Genomic DNA, 21367 nt, shown 5'->3' on the forward strand with positions numbered 1-21367 from the left:
CTTGAGCGCGCAACGGTGCCCCAATCATAGAGAGAGTGCGCGCGTGACCGACGAGTTCCAGCGGGTAGAGCTGTCCGCTCCCCCGGCAGGTCTGACCTTTGATGTCACCATCGAGATTCCCAAGGGCACCAAGAACAAGTACGAGATGGATCACACCACGGGTCGCATTCGCCTCGATCGGACCTTGTTCACCTCGACCCAGTACCCCTACGACTACGGCTTCGTCGAGGGAACCCTCGGTGAGGACGGTGACCCGCTCGACGCGCTCGTGCTCGTTCCCGAGCCCACCTTCCCCGGTTGCCTGATCGAGTGCCGCGCCGTCGCGATGTTCCGCATGAAGGACGAAATGGGCGGCGACGACAAGGTGCTGTGCGTGCCGGTTGCCGACCACCGTCGCGATTCCCTGGTCGAGATCGAGGACGTCTCGGAGTTGATGTTGCTCGAGATCGAGCACTTCTTCACCGTCTACAAGGACCTCGAGCCGGGCAAGTCGGTCGAGGGCGCCACCTGGACCGGTCGCCCCGCCGCGGAGGCGGAGATCCACAACTCGTTCGAGCGGGCCAAGGGAACCCCCTTCGAGCACCACCACGTGAACCTGCACTGATCTCGGCCAGTTCCTGATCCGGCACCGTTGGCCCTCGCGGCCAAGCCCGAACCCCCGCCCTGGTGCGGGGGTTCTTGCGTGTGGAGCCGGTTGCTCGGCGGCCAAACGTGTCGATCGTGTGCTCCTGCACCAGATGTTCCCTCCCGGGGGCCACGATCGCTGTGACGGCACACGATCCGCACGATTGAGCCGCGGGCACTGACTCGACTGGCCCTGACTCGACTAGGCCTGACTCGACTGGGCCTGACTCGACTGGGCCCGCATCCCCGGGGGACACTGGTGCGGTGACCCGATCCGCACTGCTGCTCTCACCCTCCGCCAACCGCGTCTACGCCGGCGAGGCCGCCGCCCTGGCCGCGGGGGAACTGCGCATCTGCGTGCCGGAGGGTCGTGAGGTGGCCACCTCGACCATCGCCGGCGTCGACTACCTCACCTTCGAGCACCCCGATGCGCCAACGGGCGGCTGGCCGGACGACCTGGCGGGGGCAATCGCGGGGCTGTCGGCGACCCTGGCGGTGTTCGACCTGGTGGACGATCCCGCCAACGCAGACCAGCCCTTGCTGCGACCGGTGGCGTTGCCGCGCCGTGACTGGCTCGACGACGATCTCGTCACCATTCCCAAGTATCCCGGCAAGACCAACGAACAGTTCACCCGGCTGCTGGTCAACGTCACCCTCGCCGCGATGGTGCGTGAGTCCGAGCCCGGCCAGCCCCTGAGCATCCTTGATCCCCTCTGTGGACGAGGCACCACCCTGTTCACCGCCTGGCTGCTCGGCCACCACGGTTACGGCGTCGAGGGCGACACCAAGGCCGTCGAGCAGATGGCGGCCTACCTGAAGACGTGGCTGCGCCGCAAGCGCCTCAAGCACACCGCTGAGGTGTCGCCCGTGCGCCGCGAGGGCAAGGCGATCGGAAAGAGGTTCGACGCCGAACTCCGGCTCCCGGATCGTCCCGCCCTGAACCTCGGCGTGTTCACGGGTGACACCCGCACCAGCCGCGAGCTCTGGGGCAGGAAGACCTTCGACGCGATCATCACCGATGCTCCCTACGGAGTGGTGCACGGCTCGTCCACCGACGTGCGCGGGGTCACGGGCAAGCGGGATCGCTCCCCCGCGGGCCTGCTGGGAGAGGCCGTGCCAGTCTGGGCCGGACAGCTGAAGCCCGGCGGTGCACTCGGACTGTCGTGGAACACCCACGGGCTCAGCTACGAGAACCTGGCCGAGGTGATGGAGTCGGCGGGTCTGACCGTGTGCGAGGGCGAGGAGTGGCAGGGCTTCAACCACCGCGTCGACTCGAGCATCCAGCGCGACCTGATGGTGGCCGTCAAGCTCTGACCCAGCGCCCCCGAGCAGCCTCAGGAGGCCGAGCGGCGGCCCCGGCGGGGTGCCTTGGCCGGCTTGGCCTGCAGCTGCACCCGGTCGCGCAACCAGCCCAACTGTTCCCAGCGCTGGATCTGCTGACCACCCTCGTGCCCGTTGTAGGGGTAGACATTGATGGCCGACTCTGGGGCCGTGTCTGCCTTCTGGCCCCACTGGTTGAAGGCGGCGTAGACCGTGCTCGGCGGGCAGACCTGGTCCATCAGCGCCACCGAGAACAGGGTCGGGCAGGTGGCCCGGCGAGCGAGGTTGACCCCGTCGAAGTAGCTGAGGGTGCGCATCGACTGCTCGATGTCTCGGGGACGGGTGCAGAAGTACTCGCCGATCTCCTTGTAGGGCCGCGAGTCGGTGAGCGTGAGGGCGCGTTCGAAGTGGCACAGGAAGGGCACGTCGGGCAGGGCGCCGGCCAGGGTGATACCCGCCATCGGGGCCAGCCCAGCCGCCGCGATCGTCATCGCCCCACCTTGGGACCCGCCCGCGACGAAGACCAGGTCGGGGTCGATCTGGGGCACCTGTTGGGCGACCTCGAGCAGGCGCACCACGTCGACGTAGAGACGCCGGTAGTAGTAGCGGTCGGGATCGTCCAGTCCGGTGGTCATGACGCCGGGGACGTTCCCGCCTGCGAATTCGGACGAGTCCGGGGTGCCCTCGAAGATGCTGGCCGTCGACCAGCCCTGACCGCGGGTGTCGAGCACCAGGTGGGCGTAGCCGGCATTCACGTACTCGCCTGGGAAGGGCATCCCGCGACCGCCGGAGTAGCCGTGGTACTGCACGACGACCGGGACGTTGTCGTGGTCGGCGGGCACGAACAACCAGGCCTTCACGTCCTGCCCGCCGAAACCGGCGAAGGTCACGTCATAGGTGTCGTGGAGGGTGGCACGGGCGTCGATCGGCTCGAGCCTGAGGTTGAGGTCGTGCCGTCTGGCCTCGTCGAGGGTGCGCTGCCAGAAATCGTCGAAGTCTCCCGGTTCGGAGACGTCGGGGCGGTACGACTGCAGTTCCTCGAGGGGAAGGTCAAACAAGGCCATGCGCCGAATCCTATGCTGCCGGGGACCGGCGGCGACCATCGTCCCTAAGCTGGGAGGGTGCCCACCCTGTTCCTGCTCAGACACGCGAAGACCGAGGCCGCGCATTCCGGGGGCGACAAGGCCCGCGAGCTCACCGATCGGGGACGCGCGGACGCCCGTGCCGTGGGTGCCCAGCTGCGCCGGCGCGGCATCGACCTGGTGCTGTGCTCCTCGGCGGTGCGCACCCGTCAGACCGTGCAGGAACTGGGGCTCGACGCCCGGGTCGAGACCATGGACGCGCTCTACAACTGCGATGTCGAGACGATGCTGCAGCGCATCGGCGAGACCGAAGACTCGGTGTCGCACCTGCTCGTGGTGGGCCACTCCCCCACCATCCCTGCAGCCGCGGCCGAACTGGTGTGGGCCGCGCAGCCGCGCGAGGCCGACCAATTGGCATGCAGCTTCCCGACGGCTGCGTGGGCCGAGATCACCTTCGAGGGCACCTGGCGGGATCTGGAAAGGGCCAGGTTGGCGGCCGTGCATCGTCCCCGAGACGTCTGAGCGTCGGACAAAGCCCTCTCACAGGGGCTGCAGCAGGATGCGGACTGATCTGCCGCCGGTGCACACGATGAAGTCCGGGCGGGTGCACGACAGGGTGTAGGTCTGCTTGGTCACCGGGCTGGTGGCCACCACGGTGAACGGCCCGGTGCGGGTGCGGTCGACCTGGGCGAGCACCGTCCGGGCGAAGGCACACGAGGTCTGGCGGTTGACGGCCACGTCGGCGCCGCAGGGGGTGGCCGACGCGGGCCACGGCAACCGGGTGGGCGTGGGCCTGGGTGTGGGCGTGGGCTTCCGGCTGGTCGAGATGGACGGCGCAGAACTGGCCTTGGTGGTGGACGACGGGGCAGCTGACGGCACCGTGGGGGAAGTGGTCACGGAGGCGGACGGGCTCGGATCGGCCGAGGGGCCGAGGTTGAACAACGACCACGACACGATCACGATCGGCACCACCGCCACCAGCAGCGCCATCGCCAGCACGACCAAGGCGATGCGGTTGCGTCGGGTGTGTTGTCTGGACGAGGCCGCCCGCACATGTCGTTGGGCCGCGTCGGCGCGCACCTGCTGGGCGCGTTCGTCGAACAACCGGGGGTCGATCGGGAGCTCATGGGTGGCATCGGTGGGCGTCGAGGGAGCTGCGGCCGTGGCGGACCCCACCCGGTGGTCGGCGGGCGGAGGAGGTGGCGTCGATGCTTCGTGATCGAGGGGCAGGGGTGGACGGATCGCCGTCTCGACCAGCTCCTCGGGCAGCTCGCGGACGATCTCGGCGCGGGTCATCGGAGGGGTGAGTCGGACCGCGCCCGAGCTGCGCAGGTCGGCACCGCACCGGGGGCAGTGGTCGGCGGTCGCCGGGATGGGACCACCGCACTGGCTGCAGAACATTCACACCTCCTTCGCCGACCCTACGTGCCCGGTCCGCACGCAGCGGGGCGACATCTGCTCGTAACACAGACCACGATCTCGTCACATGACTGTGACCCGGACGCGACTCGAGTGAAAAACCCGCCAGTCAGAGTACTGGCATGACCATTCTCGAGCTCAACACCGGCGACACGGCCTGGGTGCTCATCTCAGCTGCGCTCGTGCTGTTGATGACCCCCGCCCTCGCCTTCTTCTACGGCGGCATGGTGCGCTCCAAGAGCGTGCTGAACATGATGATGATGTCGATCGTCACCATGGGCATCGTCAGCATCCTGTGGGTGCTCTTCGGTTTCTCGATGTCGTTCGGCAACTCCTGGCACGGGTTCGTCGGAAACCCGCTGCAGTTCGCCGGCATGAAGGGTACCTTCGACACCCTCGTCGGTCCGGAGGGGCACCAGATCCCCTTGCTGGTCTTCGTCGGTTTCCAGGCTGCCTTCGCCATCATCGCCGTCGCCCTGGTCTCGGGCGCCGTCGCCGACCGCATGAAGTTCTCGGCCTGGATCGTCTTCGCCACCCTCTGGGCGGTGCTCGTCTACTTCCCGGCCGCCCACTGGGTCTTCGCGTTCGACGGCTTCGTGGCCGAGCGCGGCGGATGGATCGCCAACCAGGTGAAGGCCTTCGACTTCGCCGGCGGGACCGCCATCCACATCAACGCTGGCGCCGCCGCGCTGGTGCTCGCGCTTGTACTGGGCAAGCGACTGGGATTCGGCACCAAGCCGATGCGCCCCCACAACCTGACCCTGGTGATGCTGGGGGCGGGCCTGCTGTGGTTCGGCTGGTTCGGCTTCAACGCCGGTTCCGCTCTCGGAGCCAACGGACTGGCCGGCCTGGCGTGGATCAACACCCTGGTCGCCACTGCGGGCGCCATGCTCGCCTGGCTCGTCGTCGAGAAGGTCCGCGACGGTCACCCCACCTCGCTCGGTGCCGCCTCGGGCATCGTGGCCGGTCTGGTCGCCATCACTCCGGCGTGCGCCACCGTCACCCCGCTGGGGGCCATCGCCATCGGCGCGCTGGCCGGTATCGCCTGCCCGCTGGCGCTCAGCCTGAAGACCCGCTTCGGCTATGACGATGCGCTCGACGTGGTCGGCGTCCACCTGGTCGGTGGCCTCGTCGGCACCCTCGCCATCGGACTGTTCGCCAAGGGATCGCTCACCGGTGGTGTGGCTGGCCTGTTCTACGGGGGCGGCTTCGAGCAGCTCGGACGCCAGGCGATCGGCGCCTTCGCCGTGATGGCGTACTCGGGTCTGGTCACCCTGCTGATCGCGCTCGCCATCAAGTACACGATCGGCCTGCGTGTCTCGACCGATGACGAGGTCAGCGGCGTCGACATCACCGAGCATGCCGAGAACGGCTACGACTTCAGCCGGGTGGGCTACTCGTCCTACCGAGTGCAGCAGACCCTGGTGATCCCCGCCGCCCCGGTCAGCCCCGTCGATTTCGAGACCACCGACGCCCCGGCCCGCATCAAGGAGGAGGTCAAGTGAAGCTGATCACCGCGATCGTCCAGCCCACCATCCTGCAGACCGTGCAGGTGGCCCTGGCCCAGTACGGAGTGACCGGCATGACCGTCTCGGAGGCCAGCGGGTTCGCCCGCCAGCGGGGCCACACCGAGGTGTACCGCGGCACCGAGTACACCATCGACTTCATCTCCAAGGCCCGCATCGAGGTGCTGGCCACCGACGAGAAGGCCGACCGCATCGTCCAGGTGATCTGTGACGCCGCCCGCACCGGTTCGGTCGGCGACGGCAAGGTCTGGGTCAGCACACTCGACCAGGTCGTGCGCATCCGCACCTCAGAGACCGGGGACGACGCCATCTGAGCGGACCCTTGTACCCGATGTGACGGTACGTCCCCGTAAAGCAGGGCCCCGGCCAGGTGTGGTCGGGGCCCTGTTGCGTGATCTTGGGTCAGGCGAGCGCCTGCAGCACCTGGGCAGCCCCGGCCAGACCCGAGCGCACCGCGCCCTCCATGTAGCCGTTGAAGGTGGTGGCGAACTCGGCGCCCGCGAAGAACTCGCGTCCATTCGGCTCCGCCAGGGCGGGCCCGGAGGCCGTCCAGACACCGGGGGCGAAGTGGGCCCCGTGGCAGCCTCGGGTGAACTCCTCCGACGACCAGTCACGGTCGACGTACTCCAGCGGCTCGTCGGGGGCGGGTCCGAAGGCGGCGGTGACGGCATCGGTGAAGGCTCGCTGGCGCAGGTAGACGCTCTTGGTGCCCCAGCCGTCGGCGTCGGGGCCGGAGAAGAAGCCGAGCAGCACTCCTCGTCCACCCTCCTGGCTGGAGTCGAAGCTCACCCGCACGGGGCCGGCGTCGGAGCCCATCTGCCCCGAGTGACCGCGCTCGCGCCACCACGGCGTGGGGTAGACGAGGAAGGCCTTGATGACATTGCCCGCTGGCACCTTGGCCGCCAGGTCGAGGCGCCACTCGGGCAGCGCGGGTTCGTGGACGAGACCCACCGCGAGCTTGGGCGGAAGGCAGTTGACCACCGAACGGGCCTGCAACTGCTCGCCCGAGGCGAGGGTGACGGTGACCCATTCGTCGGACTGGGCGACACCGGTGACGACGCAGCCGAGTCGGATGGCGTCCCCCAGATCGGAGGCGAGGCGCTCACAGATGGCGGCAGCACCGCCGGCGACCCGCCGCTGCCTGACACCGCCGTTGACGGCGATCATCGTCTCCATGTCGGTGCCCGAGTTGGCCCGGTGGAGGGCCTCGGTCAGCGAGATCTGGTCGGGCTCCACGCGGAAGCTGGCCCGGAAGACGCGCAGGAACCACTGCTGCGCGGCGGGCGTGCGCAGGTTGGAGTTGACCCATCGGACGAGCGCCCGCGACAACCACTTCACGTTGCCCTCGGCCCACGCGGGGTCATCGGCGATGCGCTCGGCCAGGTGACGGAACCGGGCCAGGCCCTCGCCCAGATCGGCCAGCTCGAAGGGGTTCAGGCTGGCTGCCAGTTCGTCGCGGGTGGGCAGCTTCGAGACATTCCCACCCATGCGCACGGCGACGTCGCCGGCGCTGGGTGCGACGAGTTCCAGGTGCAGCCGAGCCACCAGTTCGTGCATGCGGGTGTGGCCGTCGGCGATCCACTGCCCGCCGAAGTCGACCACCTGTCCGTCGCCGAGCACCCCGGCCTCGACCCGGCCGCCGATGCGGTCGCGAGCCTCCACGACCACGACGGAGCGGCCCTTGGCGACGAGTTCGGTGGCGGCGCTCAGCCCCGCGAGACCAGCTCCCAGCACGATGCAGTCGAGCATGCGGGGTCCTTTCCGTGGGTCGGAGCGTGGCGGATGCCACATCTCAGTGCGGAGTTGACCCTACGCGCCCCGGCCACCGGCCCGACCCCTGGGGGTGCCCATTGAGACCCCTGGGCAGCGTGAGAGCCGCCTACGGGAATCGAACCCGTGACCTACGCTTTACGAGAGCGTCGCTCTACCATCTGAGCTAAGGCGGCATGCTGAGCAACCAGCGCGGGAAACCTTACCAACGCAGGACCGAGCCGCGCACCTCAGGCCGAAGTCAGCCGTTCCAGGTGTCGGCGTCAGCCCCTGCAGGTGCCGACGTCAGCCCCTGCAGGTGATGGCCTTCGGCACCGTCCCCTCGTTCAGGTAGGCCTCCACCGGCCCCCGGACGCAGGCCCCACCCAACTCGTAGGCGGAGTGCCCCGCACCCTCGCGGGTGATCAGCACGGCATGGTCGAGTTGCTCAGACATCCACACCGCCTGCTGGTAGGGGGTCGCCGGGTCGATGGTCGACCCCAGCACCACGATCGGCGCCGATCCCTTGGCGGTCAACCGCAACTGTGGGGCCGGACGGGCCGTCCAGACCGGACAGGTCAGGTTCACCCCGAACCAGAAGCCGAAGATCGGTGCGCGTCCGCGGTCGACCACCCATTGGCGTCGGGCGCCGGCCACGCCCGCGTCGGCCCAGTCGACGCAACTGATCGCAGGGAAGGCGTAGGCCAGACTCGAGTAGGAGCCGTCGGTGCGGCGCCCGATCATGGTGTCACCGGCCTGGGCGATGTAGCGCGGCTCATGGCTCAGCACCGCCCACTGCAGGGAGTTGTAGAGGTTGCGGTACCCCGGAACGCCGGCGTACATGAAGGCGGCGACACCGGTGATGGCGGCGATCGAACCGAAGGCGTGCCCGTTCACCGTGAGCGGCTTGGTGTCGAGCCCTGCGACCCAGGAGTTGATGGTCGTGATGACGGCCTTCTCGTTCGCCCCGAGGGCGCAATCGCCCAGTCGCACGCACCAGGCCGCGAAGTCCTTCAGTGACGCGTCGAACCCCATCGCCTGGATGACGGATTCGTTGTCGGTGATGTTGACCGCCGAGTCGAGCACCATCCGACCGACCCGCTTGGGATACAACTCCGCGTAGGTGGCGCCGATGAACGTGCCGTAGCTGATGCCGAGGTAGCTGAGCTTGTCGTCGCCCACCAGCCAGCGCAGGTAGTCGAGGTCACGGGCGGTGTCGATCGTCGAGATGTGGTCGAGCAGCACCCCGGACGACGCGCGACACTGCCGCGCGAAGGCTTCGCTGGCGGCCTTCAACCTCTCCAGTTCGGCGTCGTTGCGGGGGGTGGGGTCGGCGGCGTTGAACGCGTCGGTCTGGGCCGTGGAGCCACAGACAACGGGAGTGGAACCGCCGGACCCGCGGGGATCCCATCCGACCACGTCGTGGCCCGGGTAGGGGCCCAGGTCGAAGTTGGCGGCCATCGAGGTGCCCGAGACCCCCGGACCGCCGGGGTTCACGAAGAGGGTGGCACGGTGGGTGCCTGTCCCCTGCTTGCGGGCGATCGCCAACGTGATGGCCTGCCCATCGGGTTCGTCCCAGTCGAGGGGGACCAGGACACTGGCACAGTCCACCCCGGGATGTTCGGGGCAGGGCGACCAGGCCGGGGCTTGGTCGGCGTATCGCTGCAGGCCATGACCGGCCGGCGGCTCGGCGAACCCCTCAGGGGTGGCACCCGAGGTCGCAGCCGGGCCCGTGGACAGGCGGTCGGGGGAGGTGTTCTTCGTCCAGGTCTCGTGCTGGGCGGGGTCGAACTCGCTGAAGGTCGCCGACCGACCCGTCGGGATCGCCTGGGAGGCTCGGGCCGGTGACGGCAACGGGGCGGTGGCCCTGGGCTGGACGAGGCTGCAACCCGCCGCTGCGACCACCACCCCCAGCAGCGCAACCGCCAGCCTCCGCGTCCGCGCTGCGGGCGTCTGACTCGCTGGCGACTGCGGCTGGGTCATGCCGCCCAGCCTAGTGCCGGCTCAGAGACCGGCCTTGCGGCGGGCCCGCCCACGGCGGATGCCACCGTCGATGCCCCAACCACCGCCACCGAGGCAGAACAGCACCAGGCCCACGGCGGCGAGCAGCAGTTCGAACTCACCGACGAACCCGGATTCCCCGGCGCGGAACGGGTTCTGTGAACCCCATCGGACGAAGACGAGTGCGCCGATCGAGATGGCCATCACCCCGAGACCGACGATGCGCACCAGAAACCCGAAGACCAGGGCCAGCGCACCCACGAGCTCGGCGATGCCGACCACCCAGGCGGCGTAGGTGGGGTACGGCAGGCCGATCTGCTCGAAGAAGCTGATGCTGGCGTTGATGTCAGTCACCTTCTGGTAGCCGTGCACGGCCAGGATGCCGGCCACGACCAGGCGCAGCACGAACAGTCCGAAGGCCCCCAGGAACTTGTCGGTCGAGCGCTTGGTGAAGGCGTACGGAGCCACCTCGCCGGTCTGGTCGACCGACTCCTCGCGATTGATGTTGCCCAGGGCGCGGTCCCTGGCAGCCAGTTCCTCGCGACGACGATCCAGGGCTGCACGACGCTCCGCCTCCGGGTCGATCACCGGGGCCATCAGCTGGGTCGGCTCGTGGCTGGAGTCGAACTGGCGTCCCGCATCGAACTGCTGGGTGGGCTCGTCGGCGTACTGGTCGTACGGCTCCCGCTCACCGTGCTCGGTCTCGGTGTTGATGGCGTTCTCGGTGTTGATTGCGTTCTCGGGCGGCACCGCCGCGAACTGCTGAGTGGCCTCGCCGTCGTCAGCGGTCCGATCGGCATCCTCGGCAACGACCGGCTGCTCGTGCGGATGCACCTGCTGCCCCGCTCCCGAGGGCTCGGTGCCCTCCTGTTCCGTCCCCCGGCGAACGGACTCCTCGCGAGCGAGGTTCTCCCCCAGCGGTGCGTCGGCGAGTTCGTCGGCCAGGGTGGGCCGGGGTTCGCTGTCGTAGGACGGACGGTCCTTCTCGTGGTCGGTCATCGTGTCCTCCGTGGTCGGCGTGGGTGCACGCGTCGGCTGAAGGTGCCGACACTCCGAGTCATTGAAACACCTGCCCTCGCGACGTCACGGGAGAACACGCGTGGTCAGCGAGGGTTGGCCAGTTGCACCATCATCGCCTCGAGCGCCAACAGGGCCGAGACATTGGCCTCGAGAGCCTCCCGGCACGCGAGGATGGCGTCGATGCGGCGCAGGGTCTGTTCGGGGGTCGAACTTCGCGCCAGGCCAGCCAACTGGTCGCGGTGCTCGGCATTGATCAGGTGTGCCCCGTTCGCACCCACGTAGTTGGCGTCCGTCTCCAAGTGGGCCGACAACGCCCCGGTCTGCAGCCCCAGCACGTCGCGGTAGTAGCCGGTGAGCTCGGTGAGCACCCGATCGAGGGAGTCACGCTGGATGCGTTTGGCCCGCGCCTTCTGCTGGTCCTCGAGTTCCTTCAGTGCCGCCGCTGCGTGCTTGGGTCTGGCCCCCTTGGTTCCGAAGCCCAGACTCAGCTCCAGTTCGGCCCTCTCCTTGGCATCCCAGCCCGAGGTCGCCTGGGCGGCGTCCTCGGCGGTTGCCTTGACCAGGTTGTCGGCCGCGATCAGGCAGGCCCCGACCGAGGTCAACGACCCCGGCAACCGCAGGACCTCGTTGCGGCGGTTGCGGGCATCCTCGTTGCGGGCCAGGGCACGGGCTCGTCCGATGTGGCCCTGTGCGGCGCGGGCGGCATAGGCGGCGACCGCCGCGTCGATGCCGTCGCGGGTCTGCAACAAGGTGGCGACGGCCTCGTCCGAGGGGGTCGCGAGGTGCAGGGAGCGGCAGCGGCTACGGATGGTGACGACCACGTCGTCCGGCGTGGGGGCGCACAACACCCAGACCGTCCGAGGGGCGGGCTCCTCGATCGACTTGAGCAGCGCGTCGGCGCCGCGCTCGGTGACCCGGTCGGCGTCCTCGACGATCACGATCTGGTGACGCCCCGCGGACGGGTTCATCGCGGCCGCACGCACCAGCGAGCGCACCTCGTCGACCCCGATCGACAACTTCTCGGTACGCACCACCGTGACATCGGGGTGGGCGCGCGCCATGGTCGTCCGGCAGTCGTTGCACTCCCCACAGCCGCCCCTCGAACACTGCAGGGCGGCGGCGAAGGCGACGGCCGCGTTCGACCGACCCGATCCCGGTGGCCCCGTGACCAACCACGCGTGGGTCATCGCATGTCTGGCCGAGCCCTCGCGGTGATGGGCAGCCGCCACCGCACGGCGCAGGGTGTCGACGGCGTGGGACTGCCCGACGAGGTCGGCCCAGACTCCCCCGAGAGCTGGGGTCGTCGTCGCTGCTGGGCTCGTCGGTGCTGAGCTCATCGGTGCTGGGCTCGTGGATCTCGACACGGTGCTCATCCCTTTCCCATCCCTGGCTCCTCCTTCATCCCGCCCATCGTGGCATCCCGCCCATCGTGGCATGCAGCCCCGACAGTCAGTCCATCCGGCGCATGGCGGTCGACACCAGCACCGCCGCTCCCACCTCATCACTGGCATCGAGGTCGACCTCGGCCTCGATGGCCCAGTCGTGGTCGTGGTCAGGATCGTCGATCACCTGGCGTACCTGCCACACACGCCCGCGGACCGTCACCTGGAGCAGGGCCGGAGACCGCGCGCCCTGGTCGATGCCGATGTCGGTGTGGTCGTCGAAGTAGGCGTCGAGGGCGTCGTCCCAGGCATCGGTGTCCATCACCACCTTGGCCGGCGGGTCGGTGAGCTGTGCCGTCCGCTGTTCGACCTCGGCCAGCTCGCGAGCCTTCTCCCGCGCGGCCAACTCCACCTTGTGGAACATGGCGTTGCGCACGAGCACCCGGAAGGCTCGTTCGTTGCCGGTCAACGGACGAGGCTGCTCCGGCAGGTCGGAGGGCGCCAACGCATCGGCCGGGTTGGCGAGGGCGTCCCACTCGTCCAGCAGGCTGGAGTCGGTCTGGCGGATCATCTCTCCCAGCCAGGCGATCAGGTCGTCCAGTTCCTCGGTGCGCACTGCCTCGGGCACGGTGTGGCGCAGGGTGCGGTAGGCGTCGGAGAGGTAGCGCAGCACCAGACCCTCGCTGCGCGCCAGCCCCAACGCCGCCACGAACTCGCCGAAGGTCTGGCCGCGCTCGTACATCTCCCGGACGACCGACTTCGGCGACAGCTGTTCGGGGTCGACCCACGGATGGGACTGACGGTAGAGGCCCAGCGTGTGCTCGAGCAGTTCCGACAGCGGGGTGGGCCAGCTGATGCCCTCGAGCAACTCCAGGCGTTCCTCGTAGTCGTAACCCTCGGCCTTGAGCGCCGCCACCGCCTCACCACGTTCGCGCTTCTGCTGCGCGTACAGCACCGCACGGGGGTCCTCGAGGATGGCCTCGACGACCGACACCACGTCGCGGGCGTGTTCGGGCGCCTCGGGGCCGAGGGTCTCGAGCACGGCCAACGCGAAGGGGGCCAGGGGCTGGTTGAGCGCGAAGTCGCGTTGCAGGTCGACGGTCAGCTCGTGGCGGCGTCCGTCGGCGCCGGCGACGTCGAGCCTGCGGATGGCCCCGGAGTTGAGCAGTTCCCGCGCCAGCGTGACCGCCCGCCTGCGGAGCCTGCGCCGGGCCACCTCGTCGTGGTGGTTGTCGCCCAGCAGTTTGGCCGCGGCCGCCACGGGATTGCCCCGCCGTGCCAGCAGGTTGACCAGCATCGAGTGGCTCACCCGCAGCCGCGGTTGCAGGGGCTCCGGTTCGGCGTTGACCAACCGCTGGTAGGTCTCCTCGGTCCAGCTCACTTGGCCCTCCGGTGGCTTGACTCGTTGCACGCGCCGCAGCTTCTTGGGGTCGTCCCCCGCCTTCGCCACCAGTCTGGCGTTCTCGATCACGTGATCGGGGGCCTGCACGATGACCCAGCCGACGGTGTCGAACCCGGCGCGACCGGCTCGTCCGACGATCTGGTGGAACTCGCGCGCCCGCAGCAACCGCTGCTTGGTGCCGTCGAACTTGGTGAGGCTGGTGAGCAGCACCGACCTGATCGGGACGTTGATGCCCACCCCGAGGGTGTCGGTACCGCAGATGGCCACCAGCAGGCCGTCCTGGGCGAGTTGCTCGACCAGCCGGCGGTACTTGGGCAACATGCCCGCGTGGTGCACCCCGATGCCCGACCTGACCAACTTGGAGAGTTGGCGTCCGAACCCGGTGCCGAACCGGAAGTGACCGATCCGCTCGCTGATCCGGTCCTTGCGGTCCTTGGTGATGGTGACCACGCTCAACAGCGCCTGCGCCCGCTCCAGGGCGGCGACCTGCGTGAAGTGGACGATGTAGACCGGCGCCTTGTCGTCCCGGATCAGTTCGGCGATCGTCTCGGGGATGGTCTTCATCGACCAGCTGAACTGCAGCGGCACCGGGCGGGCGGCGCTGCTGATCACCGCGGTCGGACGACCCGTGCGCCGGGTCAGGTCGTCGGCGAGGGTGGTCATGTCGCCGAGGGTGGCCGACATCAGCACGAACTGGGCCTGCGGGAGTTCGAGCAGTGGCACCTGCCACGCCCAACCGCGGTCCGGCTCGGCGTAGAAGTGGAACTCGTCCATCACCACCATGCCGACATCGGCCTGGTCGCCCTCGCGCAAGGCGATGTTGGCCAGGATCTCGGCGGTACAGCAGATGATCGGGGCGTCGGCGTTGACCGAGGCATCACCCGTGACCATGCCCACGTTGTCGGCACCGAAGATCTCACACAGGGCGAAGAACTTCTCACTCACCAGGGCCTTGATGGGTGCGGTGTAGAAGCTCACCCGGTCGTCCGCGAGAGCAGCCAGGTGGGCCGCCAGTGCCACCATCGTCTTGCCCGACCCGGTCGGGGTCGCCATCACCACGTTCGACCCCTGCAGGATCTCCAGGAATGCCTCCTCCTGGTGCGGGTAGAGGTTCAGCCCTCGCTCCGCGGCCCAGTCGACGAACAACGAGTGGAGGGTGTCGGCGTCGGCGTGGTCGGGCAGGCGGTCGGCCAGGGTGGGTGGGGTCATGGTGGTGCCATTGTCCCCCCACAGCCGCGCAGTTCGAGGCCCAGCAGGTCGGCGACCCTGGCCCGCACCTGCCGGGCGATCCACTCGCGGGGTTCACGGGCCGGCAGCACCAGGTAGTGGTCCGGGTCGGCGGCGGCCAGACCCAGGAACCCCTCGCGGACCCGCTGGTGGAACTCCACCCCGGCGGCCTCGAGTCGGTCCTGCTCGTCCTTGGTGTGCACCGCGACGGCCGGGTCGACATCCAGCAGCACCGTGAGGTGGGGGCGCAGGTTGTGGGTGCCCCAACGCGAGATGGTGTCGACCTCGTCGACGGCCAGTGCGCGACCAGCCCCCTGGTAGGCCAACAGCGAGTCGGTGTAGCGGTCGCAGACCACCACCTGCCCGGCACCCAGGGCGGGACGAACCACCTCGTCGACGTGTTGGGCCTTGTCAGCGATGTACAGCAGGGCTTCTGCCCGGGGGGCGAGGTGTCCGGTGGCGGGGTCGAGCAGGATGGCGCGCATCTTCTGGCCGGCCTCGGTCCCGCCCGGTTCCCGGGTGACCACGTGGGGCACGTCGCGTTCTGCCAGCCATCCGGCCAGTTCACGCACCTGGGTCGACTTCCCGGCCCCGTCGCCGCCCTCGAAGACGACGAACAGGCCTCCATCGATGGTGACGGTCACAGTCCACCCTCCGAGATCCTGGAGCGCAGCTTGGGCCACGCCTGGATGAACTCGGTGCGCGCCTGCCGGCGTGCTCGGGTGGCGTCGGCCGCCTCGAGCCCACGTCGGTACGCGGTTGGCCCGTCGAGCGCCGCCAGTTCGTCCGCGTCGGGCTCCTCGACCGGCACGACACAGGGCTCGAGTGCGGCCAGCAACTGCTTGAGCCGCTTGCGCAACTGCTTGCCGCGCTTGCCGAACAGGCCGCCGACCCCTTCGACACCCACCAGCAGCTGGGTGGCGGCCGCCTGCACGGCCTGCCACTGGTCGAGCGGGGCCTCGGGGGTCAGCCGGGTGATGCGGGTGGCCAGGATGCTCAGCCCTGACTGCGCCTGTTGCTGCAGCACCTCCCGGGCCTTGCGTTGTGACCAGTCGCCTAGTTGGGGGGCCCGGACTGCCTGCACCAGGGCGTCGAGCACCCCGTAGTAGCGATCGTCCAGTCGTGAGATCGGCAGGTCGCGCTCGCCGTGCACGAGGCTGACCAGTTCGTTCTCGAGCTTCTCCCGCCAGGCTGGCTCGAGCACGCCGGCGAGGGCGCGCAGTTGCACTGCCAGGGTCTCCAGTTCCGAGAAGACAGGTTCGGCCGAGAGCATCTGCCCGGGAGCGAGATCGGGGTCGGACGTGGCCCGCGCCTGCCGTGCCAGATCACTGGCCCGCAGGGCCAGGTCGGCGCGCATCACCGATCGCAGCCGTTCGGCGAACAGACTCGAGACGAAGACCTCGAGCGAGGTGGACGAGTCGTACTCGCGCGGCTCCGGGAAATCGCTGAGCCCCGTCCCGGGAGCACCGAGCCGGTGCATGGCATCGGGGAACTCGTCGACCCGTACCCCGCCCACCGACAACAGTCCCTCGGCGAGGAAGCGTCGTTGCCCGGTCGTCATGGCGGGTCCGCACTCGAGGGTCGCCTCGCGGAACCTCGCCGTGGTCAGGCCGCCCCGACGGATGGTGATCTTCTCGTCGCGCAGGCTGCCCAAGGTGACGTCGTCGGAGTCCTTGATCGTGAAGACGTGACGTTCCTGGTTGATCGCGGCAACCGGCCCCAACGTCGCCAACCGCCTGAAGGGGCGGACCAACTCAGCCAGGTCTGCCGGCAGGTCACCGGCGGCACCCAGTTCGACGACATGGTCGACGGGCAGCCAGGGCTGCCATCCGGGGGCGTCGAGGTACCACTCCCCCAGGCCTGCCTGCACCCGGTGGGCCAGCATCACGCCGGCCCGCAGCAGCCGGTGGTCGGCGGCATCCAGCAGGGTGGTTCCCAGTTCGAAGCTCTGCTTGGGGCTCATCGTCAGCCGGTCAACACCCAGGGCTGGGTTGACCAGCCGAGGAGCGTCGACGGTGAAGGGCAGTTCGAAGAACTCCTTGCGCTTCTTGGCCATGGTCAGCCCTGCGAGGCCGAGCGGGTGGTGGTGCGCTTGGAGCCAGTCGTCCCGGCCGCAGTGGTCTTGGCCGCAGTGGTCTTGGCCGCAGTTGTCTTGGCCGCAGTGGTCTTGGCCGGGGCCTTCTTGGCGGGGGCCTTCCTGGCCGGCGCCTTCTTGGTGGTGGTCGCCCGTCGGGTGGTCGTCCGCTTGTGAGCAGGACCCTTCGCACGCTTCTCGGCGAGCAGTTCCGCGGCCCGTTCGAGGGTGATCTCCTCGACGGAGTCGTCCTTGCGCAGGGTGGCGTTGAACTCGCCGTCGGTGACGTAGGGGCCGAACCGTCCGTCCTTGACCTCGACCGGCTTGCCGCTGACCGGGTCGGCGCCGAGTTCCTTGAGCGGACCACGGGCCGCTGCCCGACCGCGGGTCTTGGGGGCGGCGAAGATCTGCTTCGCCTCGTCGAGACCGATCGAGAAGATCTGCTCCTCGCTGGTCAACGAACGCGAATCGGTGCCCTTCTTCAGGTAGGGGCCGTAGCGGCCGTTCTGCGCGGTGATCTCGGCACCGTCGTCGTCGGATCCGACCACCCGGGGCAGGCTCATCAGCTGCAGTGCCTGGTCGAGGGTGATCGTGGCCAGGTCCATCGAGGCGAACAGGCTGCCGGTGCGCGGCTTGGCCGACTTCGGCGCATCCTCGGGCAGCACCTCGGTGACATAGGGTCCGAAGCGTCCGTTGCGAGCCACGATGGGGGTGTGCGTCTGCGGGTCGACCCCGATCTCGCGCTCCTCGCCCGTGGGTGTGGCGAGCAGTTCCAGTGCCTTGTCGACGGTGAGTTCGTCGGGGGCCAGGTCGTCGTCGACGTTGGCACGCCGACCCTCGGAGTCCTCCAGGTAGGTGCCGAACTTGCCCACCCGCACCACGATGCCCGACTCCTCGCCCAGCTGGCCGGTGCCGATCGGGAAGGTGGAGATCTCGCGGGCGTCGATCTCGCCGAGTTCGTTCACCAACCGGTGCAGCCCCTCGCGTCCCGAGGGGGACGACGACCCGTCGGCGTCGCCGAAGTAGAAGTCGGTCAGCACGCCCAGTCGCTTCGCGTTGCCGCGGGCGATCTCGTCGAGCACACCCTCCATGTCGGCGGTGAACTGGTAGTCGACCAGATGGGCGAAGCGCTCCTCGAGCAGTCGGGTCACAGCGAACGCCAGCCACGTGGGAACCAGCGCCGAGCCGCGCTTGAACACGTAGTCACGAGCGGTGATGGTGCGCAGGATCGAGGCGTAGGTCGAGGGCCGTCCGATCTCGAGTTCCTCGAGCTTGGCGACCAGGGTCGGTTCGGTGTAGCGCGACGGCGGCTTGGTGGCGTGCCCGGCGGGCACCACCTCGCGGGCGGCCACCGCCTGCCCCTGCTTCAGTTGGGGAAGGCGCGCCTGGGCATCGTCCGAGCTCTCGTCCTCCTCGACCCCGGCGACGTAGGCGCGCAGGAAGCCCGGCTTGGTGATGGTGCGGCCCGAACTGGTGAAGTGGGCCACCTCGACGGGCTTGCTCGACTGGCTGATGGCGACCGGCGTCTCGGGGCGGGCCTCGAACTTGACCGTCAGGGTCTGTCCTTGGGCGTCGACCATCTGGGAGGCGATGGTGCGCTGCCAGATCAGTTCGTAGAGCCGGAACTGGGCTCCTGTCAGACCGGTCTGGGCCGGGGTCCGGAAGTGCTCACCGGCCGGACGAATGGCCTCGTGCGCCTCCTGGGCGTTCTTGACCTTGGAGGCATACACACGGGGACGATCCGGGATCGCCTCGGGTCCGAACAACTGCACGGCCTGGGCCCGCGCGGCGGTGATGGCCGACGAACTCAGGGTGGTCGAGTCGGTACGCATGTAGGTGATGTGGCCGCCCTCGTACAGCGACTGGGCCACGCGCATGGTCTCCTCGGCCGACATCCGCAGTCGTCGTCCGGCGTCCTGTTGCAGGGTGGTGGTGCGGAAGGGCGCGTACGGACGCCGGGTGTAGGGCTTCGACTCGACGCTGGCGACGACGAACTCCCGCCCGGTCAGGGCCGTCGCGATGGCGGTCGCCGAGGTCTCGTCCAGGGCGACGGCCTTGGCCGACTTCAGCCTGCCGTGGGAGTCGAAGTCGCCACCCTGGGCCACCTTCGCGTCGTCCAGTGAGACAAGTCGCGAGCCGAAGTCGGCGACCTCACCCGAGCCCACCAGAGTGGCGTCGATGTCCCAGTACGAGGCCGACGTGAAGGCCATCCGCTCCCGTTCGCGATCGACCACCAACCGGGTCGCGACCGACTGCACGCGTCCCGCGGAGAGCCTCGGCTTCACCTTCTTCCAGAGCACCGGCGAGACCTCGAAACCGTAGAGCCGGTCGAGGATGCGGCGGGTCTCCTGCGCATCGACCAGGTCGAGGTCGAGCTCGCGGGGATGGGCGACGGCGTCGAGGATCGCGGGCTTGGTGATCTCGTGGAAGACCATCCGCTTGGCGGGCACCTTGGGCTTCAGTTCCTGCAGCAGGTGCCACGCGATGGCCTCCCCCTCGCGGTCGCCGTCGGTGGCCAGCAGCAGTTCGTCGGCATCCTTGAGGTGGTCCTTGAGGGTGCGGATGGTGGCCTTCTTGTCGGCCTGCACCACGTACAGCGGTTCGAAGTCGTGCTCGACGTCGACCCCGGTGCGAGCCCACTTCTCACCCTTGTACTTGGCGGGCACCTCCGAGGCTCCCTGCGGCAGGTCACGGACGTGACCGCGGGAGGACTCGACGATGTAGCCATCGCCCAGGTAGCTGGCGATCTTGGTCGCCTTGGTGGGCGACTCAACGATCACGAGGGTCTTCGACATGTCTGCCTTTGCTCGAACAACGGGTGCGTGGCGCCCATCACGCGACCGTGGTCACGAGGCGCCGCTCGTGTGCATGGTAGCCGCCGCCCGCGAAACCGTCGTCCTCCGGGTTCCGGGCGTGGGGTTCGGGTGTGGGCGAGGTGAGGATCCTCAGCTGAAGTTTCGTCGACCCGGGCAACCGAGCCGGTCATGGTGGGCGTATCCGGGGTGTCGTCACCACCCAGGAGCCAGCCATGCCAACAGCAGTCCAGCCAACACCACTCCAGCCAGAATCCGTCCAGCCAGCACCCGTCCAGCCAGCATCCTCGCCAACAGGCGGGTCGTCCTGGGCGAGGCACCGCACCCGCCTCGCACCCCTGCTCGCCCTTGCCGCCGCTGCGGTCGGCTCGATCGCGGTCGCGACCCCCGCCCACGCAGTCGGGGTGGAGGGCCCCTTCATCTCGTTCGGCTACGCCAGGACCTTCCAGGGCATCCAGGTGCAGGCCACGATGCCGCAGCCCGCCGGCGAGTCAGGCGTCTGGGAGACCTCGGTGAAGGTCTGCAACCACAGCGTGGGTTCCATACCGGTCGGACCCGAGAACTTCTCCTTCTCCCGCGATGCCAACATCTCCTACTACTTCGCCAAGCGGGACACCCCGGTGCACGCCCCGCTCCCCTCGGTGCAGCTGGCCCCCACAGCGTGCGTGTCGGGAGCGCTCGCGACCGCTGCGTTCCAGCCCTACCAACTCGCATTCCACCAGCACAAGCTGGGCTTGAACGTCGACATCGTCCCCGCGACCGAGTTCGAGGGCACCTACGAACCGACGCGCTTCCCCCAGGCGATCGGCGCCACCTTCCACCCGAACGACTACGTCGGGGACCACGCAGCCGACGTGTACGCACTCACTGCGACCGGTGGCATCAATCTGTACCGCCCCACGTCGACGGGCCTGACCCTGCAGCGGTCCGTGTACACCCCGATCGCCAGCGTGGTCGTCAACGGGCGCATCACCAAGGCGGTGGATCTCGATTCCAACGGCATGACCGACCTCATCGTCGGCACCGTCGACGGACGACTGTTGGTGCTCCGCGCGATGGAGGGTGGCCGACTCGGTGTCCCCTATGAGATCGGCCGAGGCTGGGCCTCCACCTCCTTGGTCACCATCCTTCCCGGCAATGACAGCACTCGACAGACGTTCCTGTTCGCCCGAACCAAGTCCGGTGACCTGATGCGCTACCGCCTGACCGAACGAGGACTCGAGTGGCCGCGGAAGGTCGGAACGGGGTGGGGCGCCATGACCCAGATGCTCGGTGTCGGAGACGTGACCGGCGACGGGGATCCCGATCTGATCGCTGTTCGCGCCGACGGCACGCTGTATCGCTACCAGGTCGACTCGAACGGGCAGATCACCTCCGCAGCCCGTATCGGTGGCGGCTGGCAGTCGATGCGTCTCGCCACCTCTCCCGGCGACATCAACCTCAACGGCAAGGGCGACATCCTCGCCGTGCGCTCTGACGGGACGCTGTACGCCTATCTGGGCTGGGGCAACGGGACCTTCACCGTGGGCAAGAAGATCGGCCAGAACTGGCAGTCCGTCTCCTCCCTCGCCTGAGTGCGTCAGCGCCCCCGGACGCGTTCATTCGCGGGCCTCGTGAAGCTGCCCGACCGATGCGACGGCACCGGTCGGGCAGGTGGCTTCTCGTGAACCACTGGTATCTGCGAGGTCGTCCTGAGAGGGTGTGCTGACGCAGGCATCCTCCGTCCGG

Annotated in this window: 16 protein-coding genes and 1 tRNA gene; 6 read left to right on the plus strand and 11 right to left on the minus strand. The window is 68.8% G+C overall.

Annotation, left to right across the window (positions count from 1 at the left end):
- The first annotated feature begins 43 nt into the window (after positions 1-43).
- Positions 44-604: an inorganic diphosphatase gene (locus H507_RS0113365; RefSeq protein WP_022911203.1), complete on the plus strand. Its 561-nt coding sequence runs from the start codon at positions 44-46 to the stop codon at positions 602-604.
- Positions 605-888: 284 nt separating this feature from the next.
- Complete coding sequence (locus H507_RS0113370) at positions 889-1938, plus strand: TRM11 family SAM-dependent methyltransferase (protein WP_022911204.1); 1050 nt, start codon at positions 889-891, stop codon at positions 1936-1938.
- A gap of 20 nt (positions 1939-1958) precedes the next feature.
- On the opposite strand, the gene H507_RS16965 is transcribed toward H507_RS0113370, so the two are convergent.
- Positions 1959-3008 carry an acetylxylan esterase gene (locus H507_RS16965; RefSeq protein ID WP_022911205.1) on the minus strand — a complete coding sequence of 350 codons (1050 nt, stop codon included), beginning with the start codon at positions 3006-3008 and terminating at the stop codon, positions 1959-1961.
- 57 nt (positions 3009-3065) lie between these two features.
- Here H507_RS16965 and H507_RS0113380 point away from each other — a divergent pair, with 57 nt between their 5' ends.
- Positions 3066-3548 (plus strand): SixA phosphatase family protein, encoded by a 483-nt coding sequence (locus H507_RS0113380; protein ID WP_022911206.1) that lies wholly within the window; start codon positions 3066-3068, stop codon positions 3546-3548.
- Positions 3549-3566: 18 nt separating this feature from the next.
- On the opposite strand, the gene H507_RS0113385 is transcribed toward H507_RS0113380, so the two are convergent.
- Positions 3567-4427 (minus strand): zinc ribbon domain-containing protein, encoded by an 861-nt coding sequence (locus tag H507_RS0113385; protein ID WP_022911207.1) that lies wholly within the window; start codon positions 4425-4427, stop codon positions 3567-3569.
- A 140-nt stretch (positions 4428-4567) separates the two neighbouring features.
- Between H507_RS0113385 and H507_RS0113390 the strand changes: the two genes are divergently transcribed.
- Entirely contained in the window at positions 4568-5950 is a 1383-nt protein-coding gene (locus H507_RS0113390) for an ammonium transporter (RefSeq protein WP_022911208.1), read from the plus strand.
- A complete protein-coding gene (locus H507_RS0113395) occupies positions 5947-6285 on the plus strand; it encodes a P-II family nitrogen regulator (RefSeq protein WP_022911209.1) in 339 nt (112 codons plus the stop codon). The genes H507_RS0113390 and H507_RS0113395 overlap by 4 nt, the downstream gene beginning before the upstream one ends.
- Positions 6286-6373: 88 nt before the next feature.
- Here the strand turns inward: H507_RS0113395 and H507_RS0113400 are convergent, their stop codons facing one another.
- From H507_RS0113400 to topA, 9 genes are all read right to left on the minus strand, one after another.
- The gene (locus tag H507_RS0113400) at positions 6374-7720 is read right to left on the minus strand and encodes a flavin monoamine oxidase family protein (protein WP_022911210.1); all 1347 of its coding nucleotides are present in this window, start codon (positions 7718-7720) and stop codon (positions 6374-6376) included.
- Between the two features lie 124 nt (positions 7721-7844).
- A tRNA-Thr gene (locus H507_RS0113405) sits at positions 7845-7917 on the minus strand.
- 109 nt (positions 7918-8026) lie between these two features.
- Complete coding sequence (locus H507_RS0113410; RefSeq protein ID WP_040438603.1) at positions 8027-9703, minus strand: alpha/beta hydrolase; 1677 nt, start codon at positions 9701-9703, stop codon at positions 8027-8029.
- Positions 9704-9724: 21 nt separating this feature from the next.
- On the minus strand, positions 9725-10720 hold the full coding sequence (locus tag H507_RS17515; RefSeq protein ID WP_022911212.1) for a DoxX family protein: 996 nt from the start codon (positions 10718-10720) through the stop codon (positions 9725-9727).
- A gap of 104 nt (positions 10721-10824) precedes the next feature.
- A complete protein-coding gene (locus tag H507_RS0113420) occupies positions 10825-12078 on the minus strand; it encodes a DNA polymerase III subunit delta' (RefSeq protein ID WP_022911213.1) in 1254 nt (417 codons plus the stop codon).
- A 112-nt stretch (positions 12079-12190) separates the two neighbouring features.
- Positions 12191-14734: a DEAD/DEAH box helicase gene (locus H507_RS0113425; RefSeq protein WP_022911214.1), complete on the minus strand. Its 2544-nt coding sequence runs from the start codon at positions 14732-14734 to the stop codon at positions 12191-12193.
- Positions 14731-15396, minus strand: coding sequence for a dTMP kinase (tmk, locus tag H507_RS0113430; RefSeq protein ID WP_022911215.1), 666 nt, complete (start codon positions 15394-15396; stop codon positions 14731-14733). The genes H507_RS0113425 and tmk overlap by 4 nt, the downstream gene beginning before the upstream one ends.
- Entirely contained in the window at positions 15393-16808 is a 1416-nt protein-coding gene (locus tag H507_RS0113435) for a hypothetical protein (protein ID WP_022911216.1), read from the minus strand. Before H507_RS0113435 ends, tmk begins: the two co-directional genes overlap by 4 nt.
- Before the next feature lie 2 nt (positions 16809-16810).
- Positions 16811-19621: a type I DNA topoisomerase gene (gene topA / locus H507_RS16975; RefSeq protein WP_022911217.1), complete on the minus strand. Its 2811-nt coding sequence runs from the start codon at positions 19619-19621 to the stop codon at positions 16811-16813.
- A gap of 422 nt (positions 19622-20043) precedes the next feature.
- On the opposite strand from topA, the gene H507_RS0113445 reads away from it, so the two are divergent.
- The gene (locus H507_RS0113445; RefSeq protein ID WP_022911218.1) at positions 20044-21213 is read left to right on the plus strand and encodes an FG-GAP-like repeat-containing protein; all 1170 of its coding nucleotides are present in this window, start codon (positions 20044-20046) and stop codon (positions 21211-21213) included.
- The last annotated feature ends 154 nt before the right edge of the window (positions 21214-21367 follow it).

Source organism: Aestuariimicrobium kwangyangense DSM 21549 (assembly GCF_000421525.1).
In the GTDB taxonomy this organism is placed as follows: Bacteria; Actinomycetota; Actinomycetes; order Propionibacteriales; family Propionibacteriaceae; genus Aestuariimicrobium; species Aestuariimicrobium kwangyangense.